General features: G+C 33.4%; 16 protein-coding genes and 1 pseudogene. 6 read left to right on the top strand and 11 right to left on the bottom strand.

Translation table 11 applies throughout. The annotated features are described in order from the left end of the window. Together ISP08_RS00950 and ISP08_RS00945 are read right to left on the bottom strand one after the other, a co-directional pair. Entirely contained in the window at positions 1-2,652 is a 2,652-nt protein-coding gene (locus ISP08_RS00950) for an MMPL family transporter (protein WP_195719009.1), read from the bottom strand. 350 nt (positions 2,653-3,002) lie between these two features. Further along, positions 3,003-3,134 carry a beta-class phenol-soluble modulin gene (locus ISP08_RS00945; RefSeq protein ID WP_048794295.1) on the bottom strand — a complete coding sequence of 44 codons (132 nt, stop codon included), beginning with the start codon at positions 3,132-3,134 and terminating at the stop codon, positions 3,003-3,005. A gap of 462 nt (positions 3,135-3,596) precedes the next feature. Between ISP08_RS00945 and ISP08_RS00940 the strand changes: the two genes are divergently transcribed. Then, positions 3,597-5,702 carry a glycoside hydrolase family 31 protein gene (locus ISP08_RS00940; RefSeq protein ID WP_195719008.1) on the top strand — a complete coding sequence of 702 codons (2,106 nt, stop codon included), beginning with the start codon at positions 3,597-3,599 and terminating at the stop codon, positions 5,700-5,702. Between the two features lie 38 nt (positions 5,703-5,740). Here the strand turns inward: ISP08_RS00940 and ISP08_RS00935 are convergent, their stop codons facing one another. The 6 genes and pseudogenes from ISP08_RS00935 to ISP08_RS00915 all read right to left on the bottom strand — a co-directional run bounded on the left by ISP08_RS00935 (position 5,741) and on the right by ISP08_RS00915 (position 11,304). Continuing rightward, complete coding sequence (locus tag ISP08_RS00935) at positions 5,741-7,036, bottom strand: TRAP transporter large permease (RefSeq protein WP_195719007.1); 1,296 nt, start codon at positions 7,034-7,036, stop codon at positions 5,741-5,743. Beyond that, the gene (locus tag ISP08_RS00930) at positions 7,033-7,527 is read right to left on the bottom strand and encodes a TRAP transporter small permease (RefSeq protein ID WP_048794293.1); all 495 of its coding nucleotides are present in this window, start codon (positions 7,525-7,527) and stop codon (positions 7,033-7,035) included. The genes ISP08_RS00935 and ISP08_RS00930 overlap by 4 nt, the downstream gene beginning before the upstream one ends. Then, positions 7,502-8,536, bottom strand: coding sequence for a TRAP transporter substrate-binding protein (locus ISP08_RS00925; RefSeq protein WP_195719006.1), 1,035 nt, complete (start codon positions 8,534-8,536; stop codon positions 7,502-7,504). Before ISP08_RS00925 ends, ISP08_RS00930 begins: the two co-directional genes overlap by 26 nt. Positions 8,537-8,873: 337 nt before the next feature. Next, entirely contained in the window at positions 8,874-10,067 is a 1,194-nt protein-coding gene (sqr, locus tag ISP08_RS00920; RefSeq protein ID WP_195719005.1) for a type II sulfide:quinone oxidoreductase Sqr, read from the bottom strand. A gap of 14 nt (positions 10,068-10,081) precedes the next feature. Beyond that, positions 10,082-10,210 (bottom strand): annotated as a pseudogene (locus ISP08_RS13010) (hypothetical protein); the annotation flags it as partial. Positions 10,211-10,413: 203 nt separating this feature from the next. Continuing rightward, complete coding sequence (locus ISP08_RS00915; protein WP_195719004.1) at positions 10,414-11,304, bottom strand: AraC family transcriptional regulator; 891 nt, start codon at positions 11,302-11,304, stop codon at positions 10,414-10,416. Between the two features lie 103 nt (positions 11,305-11,407). Here ISP08_RS00915 and ISP08_RS00910 point away from each other — a divergent pair, with 103 nt between their 5' ends. Both ISP08_RS00910 and ISP08_RS00905 read left to right on the top strand, forming a co-directional pair. After that, positions 11,408-12,316 carry a DMT family transporter gene (locus ISP08_RS00910; protein ID WP_195719003.1) on the top strand — a complete coding sequence of 303 codons (909 nt, stop codon included), beginning with the start codon at positions 11,408-11,410 and terminating at the stop codon, positions 12,314-12,316. 65 nt (positions 12,317-12,381) lie between these two features. After that, a complete protein-coding gene (locus tag ISP08_RS00905; protein ID WP_195719002.1) occupies positions 12,382-13,572 on the top strand; it encodes a CynX/NimT family MFS transporter in 1,191 nt (396 codons plus the stop codon). Positions 13,573-13,676: 104 nt separating this feature from the next. Here ISP08_RS00905 and ISP08_RS00900 read toward each other — a convergent pair whose 3' ends face one another. Continuing rightward, a complete protein-coding gene (locus ISP08_RS00900) occupies positions 13,677-14,369 on the bottom strand; it encodes an alpha/beta hydrolase (protein WP_195719001.1) in 693 nt (230 codons plus the stop codon). A gap of 127 nt (positions 14,370-14,496) precedes the next feature. On the opposite strand from ISP08_RS00900, the gene ISP08_RS00895 reads away from it, so the two are divergent. Then, complete coding sequence (locus tag ISP08_RS00895; protein WP_195719000.1) at positions 14,497-15,420, top strand: ABC transporter substrate-binding protein; 924 nt, start codon at positions 14,497-14,499, stop codon at positions 15,418-15,420. A gap of 194 nt (positions 15,421-15,614) precedes the next feature. Then, the gene (isaB, locus tag ISP08_RS00890; RefSeq protein WP_195718999.1) at positions 15,615-16,199 is read left to right on the top strand and encodes an immunodominant staphylococcal antigen IsaB family protein; all 585 of its coding nucleotides are present in this window, start codon (positions 15,615-15,617) and stop codon (positions 16,197-16,199) included. Between the two features lie 133 nt (positions 16,200-16,332). Here the strand turns inward: isaB and ISP08_RS00885 are convergent, their stop codons facing one another. Continuing rightward, the gene (locus ISP08_RS00885; protein WP_195718998.1) at positions 16,333-16,935 is read right to left on the bottom strand and encodes a short chain dehydrogenase; all 603 of its coding nucleotides are present in this window, start codon (positions 16,933-16,935) and stop codon (positions 16,333-16,335) included. Between the two features lie 175 nt (positions 16,936-17,110). On the opposite strand from ISP08_RS00885, the gene ISP08_RS00880 reads away from it, so the two are divergent. Further along, positions 17,111-17,887: a 3-hydroxybutyrate dehydrogenase gene (locus tag ISP08_RS00880; RefSeq protein ID WP_195718997.1), complete on the top strand. Its 777-nt coding sequence runs from the start codon at positions 17,111-17,113 to the stop codon at positions 17,885-17,887. Positions 17,888-17,999: 112 nt separating this feature from the next. Here the strand turns inward: ISP08_RS00880 and ISP08_RS00875 are convergent, their stop codons facing one another. Continuing rightward, positions 18,000-19,610, bottom strand: a complete 1,611-nt coding sequence (locus ISP08_RS00875) for a BCCT family transporter (RefSeq protein WP_195718996.1) — start codon at positions 19,608-19,610, stop codon at positions 18,000-18,002. Positions 19,611-19,649: the final 39 nt, after the last annotated feature.

Raw genomic sequence — 19,649 nt, 5'->3', positions numbered from 1 at the left:
TTATTCTAAATCTCCGTAACCATTATTTGTGTGTTCATTTTTGTATTTGTCATAGATTGCTTTATTGTTCACACGTGCATATAACATTAAAGCGTTGAAGACGATATCTTGGTCTGAAGTTTCTTTAGCTAACGCTTCATATAATGCTGTAGTTTTCTCTATTTTATCTTTATTCATATCTTCATGAGGCTCATAACCTTCATATCGTGAATAGTGCTGTCTGTCTTGTTCATGACCGTTGCCTTCTTGTGTGTACAATGTTTCATAGTCGATATCTTCATCTTGTTCTGGTTGTTGTGCACCAAAGTAACTTGGAGGTGCTTGATGAATAAACGTGTTACGACCGTCATTGCTATATGGCTTAGGTTGTTCATGTTCGTAACCCATATATGATGGTTTTTGACTGTCAGCATATGGTCTGTTTTGGTCATTAGTTTCTGTATATTCATCGTAGTTGTTTGATGAATCTGTTGCTTGTTGTGTGTTGTCTGTTTCGTTTTCTTCTAATGCTTTACCTTCGATATCAATTTCAGGCATGATGCCCTCTAACCATTTAGGTAAGTACCAAGAAGCTTTACCAAATAATTTTGTCAGTGCTGGAATAATAGTCATACGAACGATGAATGCATCAAAGAGTACACCGAAACCTAAGGCTATACCGATAGATTTGATTGTTGCATCATCTTGGAAGACGAATGAAATAAATACACTGAACATAATCAATGCTGCAGCCACGATAACTGGTCCACTTTGCTTAATACCTACGAGAATCGCGTGGTCATTGTCACCAGTCTTACTATATTCTTCATGCACACGTGTCATTAAGAATAACTCGTAGTCTATGGCGAGACCAAAGAGTATACCTATGACGATAACAGGTAAGAATGCCAGTACTGGACCGGTCGTATCTACACCAAATAGATTACTTAAAAATCCATCTTGCATGACTAATGTTGTAAAACCTAACGTTGCCACAAGTGAAAGTACGAAGCCTAACACTGCTTTTAACGGTACTAAGATTGAACGGAAGACAAATGCTAACAATACGAAAGCAATTGCTACGATAACACCAGCGAATACCGGAATTGCATTGTTAAGTTTTTCAGACATATCAATATTGATTACACTTTGACCTGAAATTTCAGTATCAAGGTTATATTTCTCTTTAGCCTGACTGTTGTAATCACGCAATTCGTAAGTTAAATCCTGAGTAGATTTAGCATTTGGTCCTTGTTCAGGAATAATTGAAATCAGCGCATAATGATTATTGTCATTAAGCTGTGCTTTTTGTACTTTATCTACGTGATCTAAATCTTTAATGTCATTGCGAATATTATCTAAATCGTTTTGAATATCTTTTTTACTACCATCATCTTTAGTATTCACTAACATGACAATTTGACCGTTATATCCAGGGCCAAAGTTATCGGAAATCATTTTGTATGCTTTATGTTGTGGTGAATCTAAAGGTTTAAGACTGTCATCAGGCATACCTAAACGCATATGACTTACTGGTAGAAGTGCAAGAATTAAAATAACTAAACCAATAAGTGTTGCAATGATAGGTTTCCCGACGATAAATCTACCCCAAGGGCTACTTTCTGAATTTTTAGCTTTAGGTTGTTGTTTATCTCTTTTAGTAGTTAATTTAATACGTTTATGGAAAATGCTAATCAACGCTGGTAATAATGTTAGCGCTGCTAACACGGCGAATAATACACTAATAGCAGAAGAGAATCCCATAACTGCTAAGAAATTTATACCTACAAGTGATAAGCCACAAACGGCTACCATTACTGTAATTCCGGCAAATATAACTGCACTACCTGCAGTACCTACCGCTAAACCGATTGCTTCTATTGGATCCTTGCCTTTTTTCGCAATTTCTTTATATCTAAAGAGAATAAATAGCGAGTAGTCGATACCAACGGCAAGACCTATCATAATCGATAGTGTTAAAGTTACGTTCGGTATATCAAAGACATATGTTAATAATCCGACAAGTCCTACACTTGTGCCTAAACCAATTAAAGCACTCACTATAGGCATACCAGCCGCAATGATTGAACCAAATGTAATTAACAATATGATAAATGCAGCGATAATGCCGACAAGTTCGGAAGTACCACCTGGTTCAGAGCCCATAGCCATTTGGTCAGTTTTTTCAACGTGTACATTATGAGCATCCGTTACATCTTTAACTTCTCTGTCGATAATTTTTTTCGACTGATCTTTCAATCCTGTTTGTGGTACGACATAACTAATTTGTGCAATTGCTGTATTTTTATCTTTGTTGACTTGTCCACTATCATAAGGGTTAGAAACGTTTTGGATGTAATCATCATCTTGACTAATATTATCTAACGCTTTTTCTATATCTTTCTTCGTGCTTTTCTCTGTAATGCCATTGTCTTTATCGGAATGGAAGACAATCCGCATCGATGCTTTTTGACTATCCTGATGGAATTCTTTACTAATTTTGTCATTAGTATCTAATGATTTAAGACCATTCATTGTAATGTCGTCGTCAAATTTCGGTGAATTAACTGAAAGTATACCTACTATAATAGCAAGTACAATAATCCATGAGAAAAGAGCGGTCCATTTATGTTTAGCAATGAATGACCCCATTCTATACAGTAGTTTTGCCAAAACATTCCCTCCTATTTTATTTTTAATTTTAACTACCTATTACATTTACCCTTTTTTAAATGCTTAAAGTATTTTCTGTTTGAAAAATACATTATCAACTTTACTCTTTTCCTAAGATAGTGAACACCATTAGATTTTTCATTGTGTCGAAAAATACAACACACATTCGAATGTGTTGTAATATTGTATGGATAATCACTAATATAATGCTGGTAAATATATAGCAATTATTTATAAAAATAACAAAAAACACTTTCGCTAAACTTCATAATTAAATGAATTTAACGAAAGTGCTTTATGGTTGAACGATAGTTCGTCATACATATATGTTTATTACTTAAATTGTGCGATTAGCCAATTAAACCAGCGATTGCGTCTACACCTTTAGCTACTGCATCTGCAATACTAGTACCCATTGTTACCCAGTCATGACCTAAACCTGATTTTACTGCGTTTGAAATTGCTTCTACGATACCTGACATAATATAAACACTCCTTCAATTTGTATAGTTAAAACAAAAGAGATTATATATAAGTGACTAATATTATGAATGACACAAATTCTGCTGTATGTAACGATCACTTATTAATCATCTTTGTTTTACTATTTAAATTGTACGATACAAAAATATAATTACGTTTAATTTTGCCAAATTCGTTAACTTTAGGTCTTAAATGTATTTAAAAACGTTTTTCAAATACAATATTGCACAATACATTAACGGTTAGGCAAGATGTCGCTTTTTAACAAGTCTGATTCTATAGTACCTTTAAATATTTTTTAGATAATAAACGAAAAACTAATATACTATCATTATGTCTAAAAATCTCTTCAATCACATAAAAAAATTATTAAATAACCACCCACTTATTTTGCAATTTTACACATAAAGCTATATGCTATAAAATAACAACGTTTTCATTTTTATTGAGGAGGCTCCCAAATGACATACAAAACAGCACATTTAGTTAACGCACATACTGTGGAAATCAAACATCCAAAGAAAGAATTTTTTTATATTATTCGTGTATTAGAAGATACTATTATCAATGTAAAAATAAGTAATACCCACCAAATAACATTACCTACATATACGATCACTCCTTATGATACACCACTACCTTACGAAGGCTTATCAAGGTATCATACTCAAGGTTTTACCTTGCCTCAATTTAATTTAGAGGAAAATAACGATGCCATTATCATTGAAACAAATCAACTACGACTAGTATGTGATAAACAACGTTTGAAATTTTATTGGTTACAAAAAGATATGGATGGTATATTCCAGCCTATATTTAACGACCGCCCTACTCAAGCCTACAAATCAGACATTGCCGACAATCATTCTACATGTCATTATATTTCTAGGGAAATCGATGATAAATATTTTGGTCTTGGTGAAAAATCAGGTTTAGTCAATAAGCATGGCGATAGATACCGCATGCTCAATATTGATGCTATGGGCTATAGCGCAAAAAATACAGATCCATTGTACAAACATATTCCGTTTTACATCACTTATAAACCATCGAATCAAATGTCTTATGGTATTTATTACGATGACTATCAACAATCTTTATTCGACTTAGGCAAGGAACTTGATAATTATCATGGTTATTATCGTTATTACGAAACTGATGCTGATTTTCTAGATTATTACGTTATTGGGGGCACTAAAATAAAAGATGTAACACGTCAATTTAGTCAGTTAACTGGTAGACCAACTGTATTTCCGAGTTGGAGTGCGTCTTATTCTGGTTCAACGATGCAATACACTGATGAACCACATTCACAAGAACGGTTATCTCAATTTTTAAATGATTGTCAAAAGCATGAGATTAATGTACGTTCATTTCATTTATCATCAGGCTATACGTCTATTGATGACAAACGTTATGTTTTTAATTGGAACTATGATAAATTCCCTAATCCAAAAGAATTTGGTAAAACGTTTACCAATAATAACGTAGAAGTCGTAGCCAACATCAAACCATCGCTTATGTTAAATCATCCATTACTAGATGAAGTGTTAGCATTTGATGGTTTTATCAAAAATGAACATGGCGACCCTCTTAAAATTCAATTTTGGGATGATGAAGGTTATTACTTAGATTTTACGAATCCTAAAACGATTGAATGGTGGCAACATCAAGTTAAAACAAAATTGCTCGACAATCATATAAATTGTACGTGGAATGACAATAATGAATTTGAAATTTGGGACGCACATGCCCAAGTGCATAGTTTTAATACCGAGCATACTAATTTCAATGACTATAGAGCCATAATGCCATTATTAATGTCTAAGGCTTCCCGTGATATTCAAATTCAAGAAACTGGCACTACGACACCTTATGTTATTAGTCGTTCTGGTTGTGCGGGGATGTCTAAATATGTACAAACTTGGACGGGTGATAATAATACGAGTTGGGAATCTCTTAAATATAATAATTACATGGCGCAAGGTTTAAGTTTATCTGGTGTACATAATTTTGGACATGATATTGGCGGCTTTTCAGGACCGAAACCTGATCCAGAGTTATTTTTACGTTGGGTTCAAAATGGTATATTTTATCCACGTTTTTCAATACATTCTTGGAATAGCGATCAAACGGTAAATGAACCATGGATGCACACAGAAGTACTTGAAGAAGTGAAAACAGCAATGCACCTTCATGAACGGCTGATACCTTATTTTGATCAATTACAACAAGAGAGTCACAACAACTTTATTCCAATAGTAAGGCCAACATTTTTAGAATTTGAAGACGACAGTCAAACGTTAGAAGATTATGAAACGTGGCTGTTAGGTTCAGACATGTTGGTTTCTCCAGTTGTAGAGCCAGGACAAACAACTAAAGCCATATACCTACCTCAAAACGGCAAAGGTTGGATCAACTTCTTTACTAAAGAACGGTACGACGGAGGTCAATACATTCAATTAGCTATTCAACAAGATACAATACCTATCTTTATGCAAAAAGACAGTAAAATACCAATGTATGCTAATGATTTAGAGCAAGTAGAATTAATCTCTTTTGAATAAAAAATGGTCAGTCTCAATTGTGAGACTGACCATTTTTATTATAATCCTAGTAATTTTGGTAAGAATAGTGATAATTGCGGTATAAAAGTAATAACAAGTAATAATATGATAAGTATAGCGAAATAAGGTAATAAATATTTAAATACGGACTCTACCCTGACTCCACCAACACTAGCACCAACAAATAATGCACTACCAACTGGTGGTGTGATATTACCTATACATAAGTTAAAGGCAATAATAATCCCAAAGTGAATAGGATCTAAACCGATAGCTTCTGATATTGGTAAAAAGATGGGAGTAAAGATTAATACTGCTGGTGTAATATCCATAAATGTACCAATAATCAATAAAATCACATTCATTAATAATAATAAAAGAATAGGATTATCAGTTAACGAAATAATACTTTTAGATATCGCTTCGGGTAATCCTGTATAACTCATAACAAGTGAAAATAATGCAGAAGCAGTAATTAAAAATAAAATCATTCCTGTAATTTCTGCGGTTTCTTTAATTATACTTGGAATATTTTTGATTTTTAAACTTTTATAAATGAGCGACAATACCGTTGCATATAATACCGCTACTGCTGCTCCTTCTGTTGCTGTAAACACGCCAACTACAATACCACCTATTACAATAACTATTAATAACAAGCTAGGAATAGCATCTAAAAATAAAAATAGTTTATCTTTCCATGAAATCTTTTCAGATCCTTTATAGCCATGTTTTTTCGCCATAAAAAACGCAACAATCATACAACAAACTCCCCATAAAATCCCTGGGATATATCCTGCAATAAATAGTGCCGCTATAGATGTTCCACCACTCACTAGAGAATATACTATTAGTAAAGAACTTGGCGGTATTAATAAACCTGACGGTGCAGAAGCGATATTGGCAGCTGCAGAATATTCTTTTTTATAACCTTGAGCCTTTTCCATAGGTCCCATTATACGCCCCATTGCTGCCGCAGCGGCAACACTAGAACCAGATATTGAACCAAATAACATGTTTCCTACAGTGTTTGTATGAGCCAATGAACCAGGCAATCGTCCCACTAATACTTTCGCAAAGTTAACTAATCTAAATGCAATACCACCATTATTCATAATGATGCCAGCTAGTACAAACAATGGTATAGCTAACATCGTGAAATCGTCTATCCCTGTAACCATACGTTGTGCTGCAGTTGCAATTGTTACATCAAAAGGCAAAATCAATAGTAACGTAATTATAGAGCTTAAAATTATAGAAATAGCTATCGGCAATCCGTAGAACAAGAATACAAAGAAACTAATAAATAGTACTAACCCTGCCACTAACGTCATGATGTATGCCCCCCATCATCCATATTATCTAATTCACTTTTATCCAATAAGTTGTAGATAGAATAAAAAATAATAAATATTCCAGATACTGGAAGTGCGCCATACATACTTGCCATCGATAAACCAGTAGATGGTGCGAATTGTGTCCATGTCAGTTTCACTACTTCGTATCCACCATAAATCATCAATACAAGCGCAATAATAATGATTAAAACATCGGTAACTTTTTCCATTATTAACTGCACTTTTTTAGGTAAAATTTCTCTAAAAAATAAAATGGCAATATGTTTTTTAACACCGAAAACATAGCTAGCACTGAGTAGTGCAAACCAAATCAAAAGAAATCGTACAATTTCTTCACTGACTGTACTTGGCGTATTAAAAATAAAACGGGAGACCACTTGATAAATAGACAACAAAACCATTACAAATAATGCTATGCCAGCTAATGTAAGCAATAGTTTATCAATGCTTTGTTTTACTTTCTTCATATTTCTTTTCCTCCCTTTGAATTAAGTCATAATATTTTTTAGTTTTTGGATCTGTAGCAAACTCTTTGCGTAAAGGTTTGGACGCTTTTTTGAACGATGATTTATCTACTTTATAGAATTTCACACCCATATCCTTTTTAGCTACTTTCTTCGCGTGTTTAACTTCTTTGTCCCATAATACTTCATGTTTTTTAGTTGAATCTGCTGCTGCTTCAGCAATCCATTTTTGCTGTTGTTTAGTAAGATCATTGTAAGTATCCTTGTTCATAATTAAGATATCAGGAACGTAAGCATGCTCTGTATAAGAATAGTTTTTGGCTATTTCACCATGATTATTCGTTGTGAGTGCCGTTTCATTGTTTTCAGCAGCATCTATAACGCCTGACTGCATAGCAGTGTATACTTCTCCGAAATCCATCGGTGTTGGCGTACCGCCTAATGATTTAATTAGCTTAACACTCGTTTTACTTGGCTGAACGCGTGTTTTAACTCCCTTTAAATCCTTACTATTTTTGATAGCTTTGTTTTTGGTATAAATATTACGAGCTCCGGCATCGTAATATGTAATACCTAAAAATCCATTGTCCAAAGTACTATGGAAAAATTCATTTTGAACTTTTTTATCTTTCATTAAATGACGATAGTTGTCTTGTGAATTAAATAAATATGGTGCGTTGAATAGAGAATACGAAGGTGAAAAACTTTCGAGTGCACCTGCAGAAACCTTTGTCATCTGTATAGCATTTGTTTGAGTCATTTCAATTGCTTCACGTTCACTGCCTAATTGACCATTAGGATATATTTTCACTTTTATTTGGCCATGAGATTTCTTTTCTAATTCCTTTTTGAAGATTTCAAGCGACTTATGGACAGGATGCTCCGTTGGTTGATTATGAGCTAAGACAATTTCCTTTTTCTTTTCTTGAGCATCAATCTGTGAGTTAAGTGCAAAACTAATCATTCCCAAAATTATGAATGCGCTTACAATTAACTTTAAAAATTTTGACATATAATCCCCCTCCATTTGGTTTGCATAGATAGATAAATACAAAAAATTAAATTGCTTACAAAATAACAACGTTGTTATTTGGCTATAAAAAAATATAAGACTTACTTTCTATTGTAAATTTATTTTATGTTTAAATCAACAGTTATATTATTACACTAATTTAATGAATAAGTGATTATATTAAATAACTCAGATTTTCTTTCATCATATGATGGTTTTCGCTAAGGAACAATCTCGACATAAATATGGAAAATTAATTGTTTAAAAATAATTCTATAATTAAAAATTTACACAAAAAAACAGACCCAACATGTTTAGTGTTGGCCTGTCTCTTTTACTACATTAAACCTTTTAACATGCCATGCCAGTACATTTTTGGTAATAAATCTTTTTTAAATATATACATACTCCAACGTTCTTTTGATTGGTTGAATGGCATTGTTTCTGTAGGTTTTTTATTATAATCGAACTCTGCCAAGATTAGTTTATTATATCCAGTAACAAGTGGACATGAAGTATAACCGTTGTAATGATTTAATAATATTTCGCCATTCATCGCTTGCAATAAATTGTTAACGACGACTGGTGCCTGTTTACGAATAGCTGCGCCTGTTTTGGACGTTGGTGCGTTCGAAGCGTCACCTAGTGCAAATACATTGGAGTAGCTCGTATGTTGTAGTGTCGTTGGATTAATATCAACCCAACCGTCATTATCTGTAAGTTCACTTTCTTTAACAAAATCTAATGGCCCCATAGGCGGTGTAACATGCAGCATTTCATAATCTAATGTCTTTTTAACTCCTGTTTCAATGTGTTCGAAAACAGCTATTTTTTTGTCACCATCAATTTCGATTAAATTATAATAATAATTTACTTCTATATCTCTTTCTTGAGCAATTCTACGTAATTCTTTATCATATTTTGGCACATCAAACATTACATCTTTAGGTGTTTCATAGCTGATTTTAGCAGTTGAGCGCATGTTATGTTTGCTAAAATAATCTTCTGCTAAATACATAATTTTCATTGGTGCTCCGCCACATTTTATTGGCGTATTAGGATGCGTAAAGATGGCATTTCCACCTTTGAAGTTAGAGATCTGACGCCATGTCTCCGTAACGTATTCTGGAGAATAGTTCGAACAAACGCCATTCTTCCCTATATTTTCTTGTAATCCTTTAATTTGTGACCAATTAATTTGCAATCCTGGGCAAACAACTAAATAATCATAATCAATCGTTGCCTCATTACTTAATATGATTTTATTATTTTCTGGATTAAAGCTTGCTACACTTTGTTTAATCCAATGTGCCCCTTTAGGAATCACACTACTCATATGCTTCTTAGAACTTTTCAGTTTGGATGCACCCGCACCTACTAAAGTCCATAGCGGTTGATAATAGTGCGTGTTTGACGGTTCAACAATCGCGATGTCACCTTTTAAATTATGCTGCTGTCTAAGTAGTCTTGCGGCAACGGTGATGCCTGCTGTTCCTCCGCCAACGATAACAATTTTATAATGTTGTTTCATTTTCCTCACACCCTTTATGTTATTAATTGTGGTTTGTTTGCATAACCCTCTATGGTGTGCACAATATTATTAAAACCTTTACTTTCTAATATACCCACTGTAATGGAACTTCTAATCCCAGATTGGCAATATACATCAATTTTTCATAACTGTGCTATTTACATATATAAATACAACCTTGAGCAGTTACCTGATAAAATCAACAGAAAATTAACCAGTTATGAATAATCTGCACACAAAGGAAATGTTAGTGTCGTAAAAGGATATAGCGAGAAGATGGCATTAATTAGACGCCACGCAGTCTTAGACGTTTAATTAATGTCTTTTATTTTTAGAAAATATTAACTCAATTTTCGCTTTGAGCATTTGCATTTTTTTGCATTTGTTTTGGTGTCATACCGTATTTATTTTTAAAAATTTGTATAAAATAACTTGTTGTTGAAAAACCGCAAGCCATTGCAATCTCGGTTACCGTATATGTTTGTTGGCCGTATAACATGCTAATGCTTCGCTCTAACCTAACATTCATTAAATATTGAAATGGTGTTTGATTCACATGTTGCTTAAATAATTTAATCGTTTCTGACTCGCTCATATGAACTAAATGACTCAGCGTTTTCAAAGTTATTTTCGTATGCGCATAATTATGTAGATATTCTATTAACAATTTTACGCGCTTATCAAAATAGTATTCGATATAATCATGCTTTTGTTGCAATGCACTCATTAGCCATTTAAGTGCCTCATAATACCTAATCGTAATATCTAATTTAAAGTAAGTAGGTTTTCGTTCATAAATTTGACCTGCTTCATTAATTATTTCAAGTAATTTTAACCCTTCCTTGTCATCTGAAGATAAATAGATATAAGGCAACTTCGCTGCAAAATTTGTAATGGACATAACGTAATCAAATTCCATATTATGACTTACTTCAGGTAACTCGATATTCCAGCAATAATATTCTGTATTAACAACACACTCATTAATTTCATGTACCACATTTGAATTAATAAAAATACCATCACCTTGATTAATTGTTATAGCTTTATCTGCAATGACTACATTTACGCCTCCATGAATGACATACATGAACTGTAACGCATGATGCCAATGCAACGGGATGTACCCAAAAAGTGTTTTATTAAGTACAGTATGTAAAATGAAGTGTTTCCATTGTTTATCTGGATATTGTATAAGTTCTTGATTTGTCTCATCTACAATAATTTCGTTATACATTATGCAACACCTCTATATTTTGATATTTTTAAACTATTTTTATATATTATAGCAGTTTTGGTCGCGATATAATTTCAATATCTTAACATTTCAAGGTGATAACATGACTAACAACATAAACCAACGTTTACAAGGCATCATATTAGCTGTGGTCGGCGCCTCACTCTGGGGCTTGGGTGGCACAGTTTCAGACTTTCTATTTCAACAAAGGCATATCGATATTAATTGGTATGTTACAGCAAGACTTCTCATCAGTGGTATTGTACTTTTAGTCTTATTTAAAATAATGAACCGTCATAAATCGATATTTAGTATTTTCACTCATGTTCATACTATTTTTCAACTTGTTATCTTTTCGATTTTTGGGATGTTGCTTGTGCAATATGCTTATATGGCTTCTATAAATTACGGTAATGCTGCCGTAGCAACATTATTGCAATATATAGCGCCTGTTTATATTATCTTGTGGTATATCATTCGTCGCAAAGAAAAATTTAAACTATTCGATCTTATCGCTATTATTTTGACATTATCTGGTACATTTTTATTATTAACCAATGGGTCTTTCAGTAAATTATTAGTGGCACCACCCAGTGTCATTTGGGGCATTATTTCAGGACTGGCACTTACTTTTTATACAATTTATGCCGCTCAATTATTAGCTAGATTTCAATCTATTTTAGTCGTCGGTTGGGCAATGCTAATTTCAGGTGTCCTGATGAATTTCAAGGCACCTATATGGCACTTTGATTTTTCAGCGTTGACTATTTCCACTACAGCATATTTGATTTTTGGCATTATTGGCGGTACGGCAATCGCCTTCTTTTTCTTTATTAAAAGCTTAACTTATTTAACAGCAAAAGAAACGACGTTATATGGCACAATCGAGCCTGTAATGGCTATTGTAGCAAGCGCACTGTGGTTAAAAGTAGCGTTTTTACCGCTTCAATTAGTTGGCATTATGCTTATTATTATTTTAATTTTGACATTATCATTGAAGAAAGCGTCATAATTAGGTCTGTGGTAATTGAGGCTATCTAATTAATATTATCTTTCATTTTAAGGGAGGTATTCATAATGAATTTAGAAACTAAAAAAACGTATTACATATATATGTTGCTTATAGCTATATTACTAGTGGGTGCGACGTTACGCTCACCGATAGCTTCTGTAGGCCCATTAGTTCCACATATAAAAAGTGATCTAGCGATGTCCAATACAGCAATTGGATTTATGAATACTTTGCCGTTAATTGCATTTGGTTTATTCTCACCACTTGTGCCTAAAATTGCTGCTAAGCTAGGTATTGAAGTAACATTATTAATTTCCATGTTTATCTTGTCTTTCGGCGTAATTTTCAGGGTTTTTGGCGATAGTACCGTGTTAATACTTGGTACGTTAGTCGTTGGTATTGCCATTTCTGCAGGCAATGTATTAACACCAAGTTTGATTAAATCTACGTTTATAAAAAATACAGGTTTTGTCGTCGGTCTATACTCTATTACAATGAATTTAATTAGCGCACTGTCTTCCGGTCTGACTTCATCAATAGCAAATTCAGGGACTTTCGATTGGAAATTTGCCATGCAACTGTGGGTTATATTTCCAGTGTTAGCAATAGTAGCGTTTTTCTTAAGATTTCCTCAATTAAAAGTTAAAGAAAATCTTACTTTTGGTAACATTAATAATGAAATTGCGACTACAGTCTGGAAATCTAAATTCGCTTGGGCTATTACGCTTTATATGGGATTACAATCATTGATTCCATACAGTCTTTTCGCGTGGTTGCCACAAATTTTAGAAACGAAAGGTTTTAACGGCAATCAAGCTGGCTGGTACATGACTATTTTCCAGCTCGCAATGTTACCAATAAACTTTATTATTCCTATTATTACAAGTAAAATGCAGAAACAAAGCTTTTTAACGCTAACATCTGGTATATTTTTAGTTGTTGGGTTACTCGGCGTTTTACTCATTAATAATAATTGGGTTATCGTCTTTCTAGTGCTTATTGGTTTAGGTACCGGCGCGACATATAGTTTGGCCATGATGTTTTTTGTCTTAAAAACAGCAACCGTTAAAAAGTCTTCGGATTTATCGGGTATGGCTCAATCTATAGGGTATATTTTAGCCGCTTCAGGCCCATTACTATTAGGAATTATTTCACAACAAACTGGCAGTTGGAATTTCTCAATAATATTGTTGATTCTTGTGGGAGTTTTAGTCTCAATATTTGGTTTTATTTCAGGTAAAGATACAAAGATTTAGTGAATTAACTTCAAATAATTGATACAACATATAAATAACCAACTCAAAAAAATACACCCTTTAGACTAAAATCACTTCGTCTATAGGGTGTATTTCAATATATCTCAATAAATATATTTTAAAGCTTTGTTAAAATATTTTTTGAAAAATCGATGTCTATGAATACCTCTTTTTGAGGTTTGGAATTTGAAACGTGAATTGTTATTTTTTAAACTCTGTTCTAAAATTTTTACGCCTTCTAAACTATGAGGCACCATCTTTTTGATTCTCAATGTATGTTTGATTCCTTCTTTCAACCCAACATACCAATAAACACTGACTTCTTTATTTATTGCGTTATGGTTCTGCATAAACTCTACAAATTGTGGATACCATAATGAAGGAGAAATTAAAATATAGCTTCCAAATTTTTGTGGCATCGTATATAGCGCATATAATGAAACTAATGCCCCGAATGAAGCGCCTGCTATACCTATATCATTATTATCATTCGAAACTCTGTATTTATCTCTTAATAAAGGAATTAATTTTTCGGTTAGCCATGTTAAATATTTATCGGCTTGACCTCCATTTAATTCACTACCAATTGATGCTTGCCATGGTGTAAAATCATTGGCTCTATCTTTTGATTCAATACCTACAAAAATAACTTCCTTTTTCCTACCTTTAAATAAATAATCACCATCTTGTACGCATAATAATGGGTAGTATCGATTGTTACATTTAAAATAACTTTTTGGTAGTTGAACCGTGATAACATAGTCATTCACTTGAAATTTTTCTATATATTTATTCAATCCAATTGCTCCTCCATCACAGAATCCTATATTGTAATTAGCACATTTAAAAACGCACTTGTAAGTACTTTCTATTATGCTATAATTGATAATGATAATCAATACCAACAAAAAGAGAGGTATGTGTATGAAAAAGATTTTAGTTTTATTATTAATTGCGTTTGTCGTTTTAGCAGCCTGCGGAAATAAAGATAATAGCAAAAATAAAAGTTCCAACAAATCATCCGATAGTAAACAAACTAAGACATTTACTCAAAATGACGGCACAAAGGTTAAAATACCTAAAGATCCTAAACGTATCGTCGTTTTACACCCTACATATATAGGCGCATTAGTTAAATTTAAGCATAAACCTGTGGGCGTTATAGATTTTGTGAAAAAAAATAAAACATTAGATAAAGCCACGAAAGGTGCCAAACGTGTTGGGCAAACGGACATTGAACAAATTGCACAAACAAAACCAGATTTAATCATAACTTCTAAAGAAGATAAAAATATTAAAAAATTAAAGAAAATCGCCCCTACTGTTCAATTTGATTCAAAAAAATCTAATTATAAAGAAACTACAATCCAATTGGGAGAAATCGTTAATGAAAAAGCAAAAGCCAAAAAATGGGTGAAAGATTGGAATCATCAAATGGCACAAGATAAAGAAAAATTAGGCGACAAGATTAAAGGTAAAACAATCACTGCCGTACAATCCACACCTAAAGGTTTAGTTGCTTTCGGCAAAAGTTTAGGTCGAGGCACTGAAATTGTATACGATGGTTATGGTATGCAAATGCCTAAAGCTTTAGAAGATAAAGTACACAATAGTTATAACGCTCAAATTTCTCAAGAAAACTTAACAACATATACTGGCGATTACATTATCTTAGCGACGAACGGGGACAAACCCGCATTTACAAAAACAAATAATTGGCAGAATTTAAATGCTGTTAAAAAAGGACACGTTATTACATTAGATGCATCAGATACGACATATAACGACCCAATTTCTTTAGAAAAGCAACACAAAATTATACTAAAACAATTAAATAACATGAAATAGCTTAATCTTATAAGCATAATAAGGCAGCCCCCTAGGGCTGTCTTTAGTTTTGAATACAGTCATTATATTTAATATTTATAAAATATTTGTTAATTAACAAATATTCTCTCTTTGCTTGCAATTATATATAAAAAGAGTAAGATGAAAGTGAACAATTACACCAAAGAAAAATAATATAAAAGGAGTGATTTATTATGCATAAAGTAGGCAAGTTTTTCTCAGCAACTGTCGTTGTTTCTACGCTTGTATTAGGTTCTACAGCAGCATATGTTACGACTAGTAGTTCAGTCACTCACGCAGCAGAGCAGGTTCAAAAATGGGGACACGGTGAAGGTGGCGCAAGTGGTGTAAGTACAGAAAGCACTACTAATCTCAAAACTGTAACACCTTGGTATAACTACGAAGGATATACGACATATGACCCTTCGTTCACGCAGGATTATAACTTTGTACGTGCTTTAAAATACGACAATGTTGGCATTGATGGTTATAAAGTAGATACTTCTGCCAAGTCAGGTGTCGACCATTCTAAAAAAGTTTATGACACCACAGTAGACTACAACAGTGATAATAAAGTAGTCCAAATAACATTCTTCACTAAACCTGACTCTGTATCTAAAGATACTTTCAAAAAAGCCCACACTTCAAATAAAATTACTGATGAGGGTAAATTAGGTAATAAAGATGGTACTTTTGTTAAATACGGTACAAATAATGGTTTTTATACAGCATACTTTGACCAAAATGATTACTTAACAGAAATTACTATTGGTCAATAGCCCCCCTTTTTCGCAATTAAATAAGCAATTAAGCCGCTATTATTGAAAACAATAATAACGGCTTTTTTATGTCTTAATAAATTAACTATGACGGAATTGCACATTTACTAATGAAACTGACGCTCTTCCATTGTTAATTATAAATTCGATATGTTTGGCCAGTCTGCGCACCTTCTACACTTTTAACGTAAGCGTCAGCAACTTTATCTACTGGCACAGCTGTGAAACCTTTGAAAAATTCACCATATTTATCTAATGCTTCTTCAACAACGTTAGGACTCACATTATTAATTCTCAAGCCATTGTTAAGTTCAATAGCTGCAGAAGTTACAAAACCAGTAATCCCACCATTTGCCATTGCGGCAGAACTTCCCAGTCTAATAGGATCGTCCATCATAATGCCAGAAGTTAAAGTGAAACTTCCATTGTTATTTAAATAATGTTGTCCTATTAAAACCAAATTAATTTGGCCGAGTAATTTACTATTAATCGCAATTTGATTTTCTTCTACGCTAAGCTCAGGCAGTGCCGTAAATGCGGCTCCGCCAGTCGCACTAATGACGGCATCGATATTTGAAATATCTTCATACATTTTCTTAATACTTTCAACAGACGTAATGTCAACTTGATAATCACCTGAGCTACTACCTACTGACACAACTTCATGCTGACTTTGTAACTTTTCAACTACGCGTCGTCCAATTGTACCCGTGGCACCAATAACTACTATTTTCATGCGAATTTCCCCTTTATTAATGAATTAATATTACTTGAATTTAGCGTATCAAAGTTTCCGTATAATAAAAAATAGTTAAACCAAAATATTTTTATTATCATTTTAGTAGTATTTCTTTTACAACCCCCTTCAGTAGCGTAAACTAAAAATGTATAGAGAAAATGGAGGGGTTATAATGTTACAAGATAAAATTACCATTATTTCAGGTTCGGCTAGTGGTATTGGGTTAGAAATTGCTACAGAATTTTTACACCAAGGCGCAAAAGTAGTCTTCACAGACATTAATAAAGAGCAATTAGATCGTGTAGTAAATGATTTTAAAGGTAAAGGTTTCGACTGTATAGGCGTTGTAGCAGACGTATCTAATGAAGAGAACGTAAAAGCACTCGTCGATGAAACTGTAGCCCAATATGGTCGTATTGATATTGTAGTGAATAATGCAGGTTTACAACATGTCTCAAATATTGAAGACTTTCCAACTGCTAAATTTAAACAGATGATTGATATTATGTTAGTTGGTACATTTATTATGATAAAGCATGTGCTACCTATTATGAAACGACAACAATTTGGTCGTATTTTAAATATGTCATCAATCAATGGTGTTATCGGATTTTCTGGGAAATCTGCTTACAATAGCGCCAAGCACGGTATTATCGGTTTAACTAAAGTTACTGCATTAGAAACGGCAGAAGACGGTATTACAGTTAATGCAATATGTCCTGGCTATATTGATACACCACTTGTGCGTGGCCAAATGGAAGACTTAGCCAAGACAAGAAATGTGAGTGTCGATCAGGTACTAGATGAAGTATTATTCCCTATGATTCCACAAAAGCGCCTTGTCGATATTCAAGAAGTAGCAGACTATTCCGTATTTCTTGCCAGCGATAAAGCTAAAAGCGTAACTGGTCAAGCTATATTAATAGACGGCGGTTACACAGCTCAATAATTATTTAGCATAGTTATCGTGACTATATTATTTTCGTATTTCAATCTGTTGATACAACTACACAAAAAGCCACATCTAAAATTAGATGTGGCTTCTTTACATTTTATTTAACTTAATCTTTTTCTTTTTCATTTTCAGTATATTTTAATATTTGATTGGGTACTAAAAATTTAAAAAACGTGTTTTTTTCTTTTACCTTGATGATTCCCTGTTCTTTAGCTAATTTATGGGCTATCGTTGGGGCAGTCCAAATAACAGGTAACATGATAATTGAAATAGGTACTGCCGTGATAATAATAAAGGATTGAATTGCATCAATACTACCTTCACCTATATTAATAAGAATGACAGAAATAGCGCCCATCACAGCTACCCAAAATACTCTGACTAACTTTGGTGGATCACCTTGTCCTGTTACTGACATGGATATTGAATACGACATCGTATCCGCAGTTGTAATAACGAATATTAACGTCAGTAAAAGTAAAACTATGACAACTATAGTACCTAAAGGAAGGTGATTAGCAATAGAAATAACGGCTGCAGGTAAACCATTCTTTTCTAAAGGATGACTAATTGTCCCAGCCTGATGACGTTCATAAAACAGACCACTGCCTCCTAAAATAGTAAACCAAATCTGAGAAACTAATCCCGCTAAAATTGAAACTAAAATAAAAATTTCTCGTATCGTTCTACCTCTAGAAACACGTGCTACTAACATACCCATTAAAGGCCCATAACCTATAAACCAACCGAAGAAAAACAACATCCATGCGCCTGCCCATTTATTATCCCCTCTAAAAGTACTAATACTAATAAAATGCGTAATATAGGTACCATATGAAGACATAAATGTCTGTAATATAAATATGCCAGGTCCTATTAAAATAATAAATGCAGCTACACCAAGCGCTAACCACACGTTCAATTTACTTAAGAACTGAATCCCTTTATCGATACCCGTTACAGCAGAAAATGTTACTACTACAATTAAACCGACAACCGAGACTACCTGTGTAATAATATTGTCGGGCAAACCAAATATACTATGTAACCAGTAACTAAATTGAAACCCGAAGAAACCTATTGTCCCTATCGTTCCAGCTACAGCACCTAGAATACAAAATATATCTATTACTGCGCCTAAGCCACTGCGTTCAAGTTTTTTACCAAATATCGGATACAACAACGTTCTTGGCAAAATTTTCATACCTTTATTATAATGTGCATACATAATGATGATGCCACTTACAGCGCCATACACTGCCCAAGCTGTATAACCCCATGAAGTAAAACTTTGTGCCATTGCTGCCGGTATTGCTTCGACACTTTTATTTTTTATGCTTGCATCCATCGTAGGTGGGACATCTATAAAGTAATACATAGGCTCGGCTGCCGCCCAAAATATAGCTCCCGCACCTAAACCTGATGTGATAATGATTGCTGCCCATTTAAAATAGCTCATTTCTGGTTTAGACGTATTGCCTAATCTGACTCGACCATATTTTGTAATGGATAAAAATAATCCTACAGCGAATGTGGCTAATAATAAAAATTGCCAGAAAGCACCAAAATACGTTATAGAATAATGAAAACCTTGTTGAATAAACTGCGAAGTGGCTTTAGTAAATAATGATGACATAATTACAAATATGATAAGTACGCCACCACTTATGATAAATACAGGCCAATCTAGCTTATCTTTCAACTTTCTGTGTATCATGTTGACACCTCAAATATTTCTTTATAATTTAATTGCCTA

The sequence above is a fragment of the Staphylococcus lloydii genome, assembly GCF_015775975.1.
In the GTDB taxonomy this organism is placed as follows: domain Bacteria; phylum Bacillota; class Bacilli; order Staphylococcales; family Staphylococcaceae; genus Staphylococcus; species Staphylococcus lloydii.
This window is presented reverse-complemented; position numbering and strand designations above follow the sequence as displayed.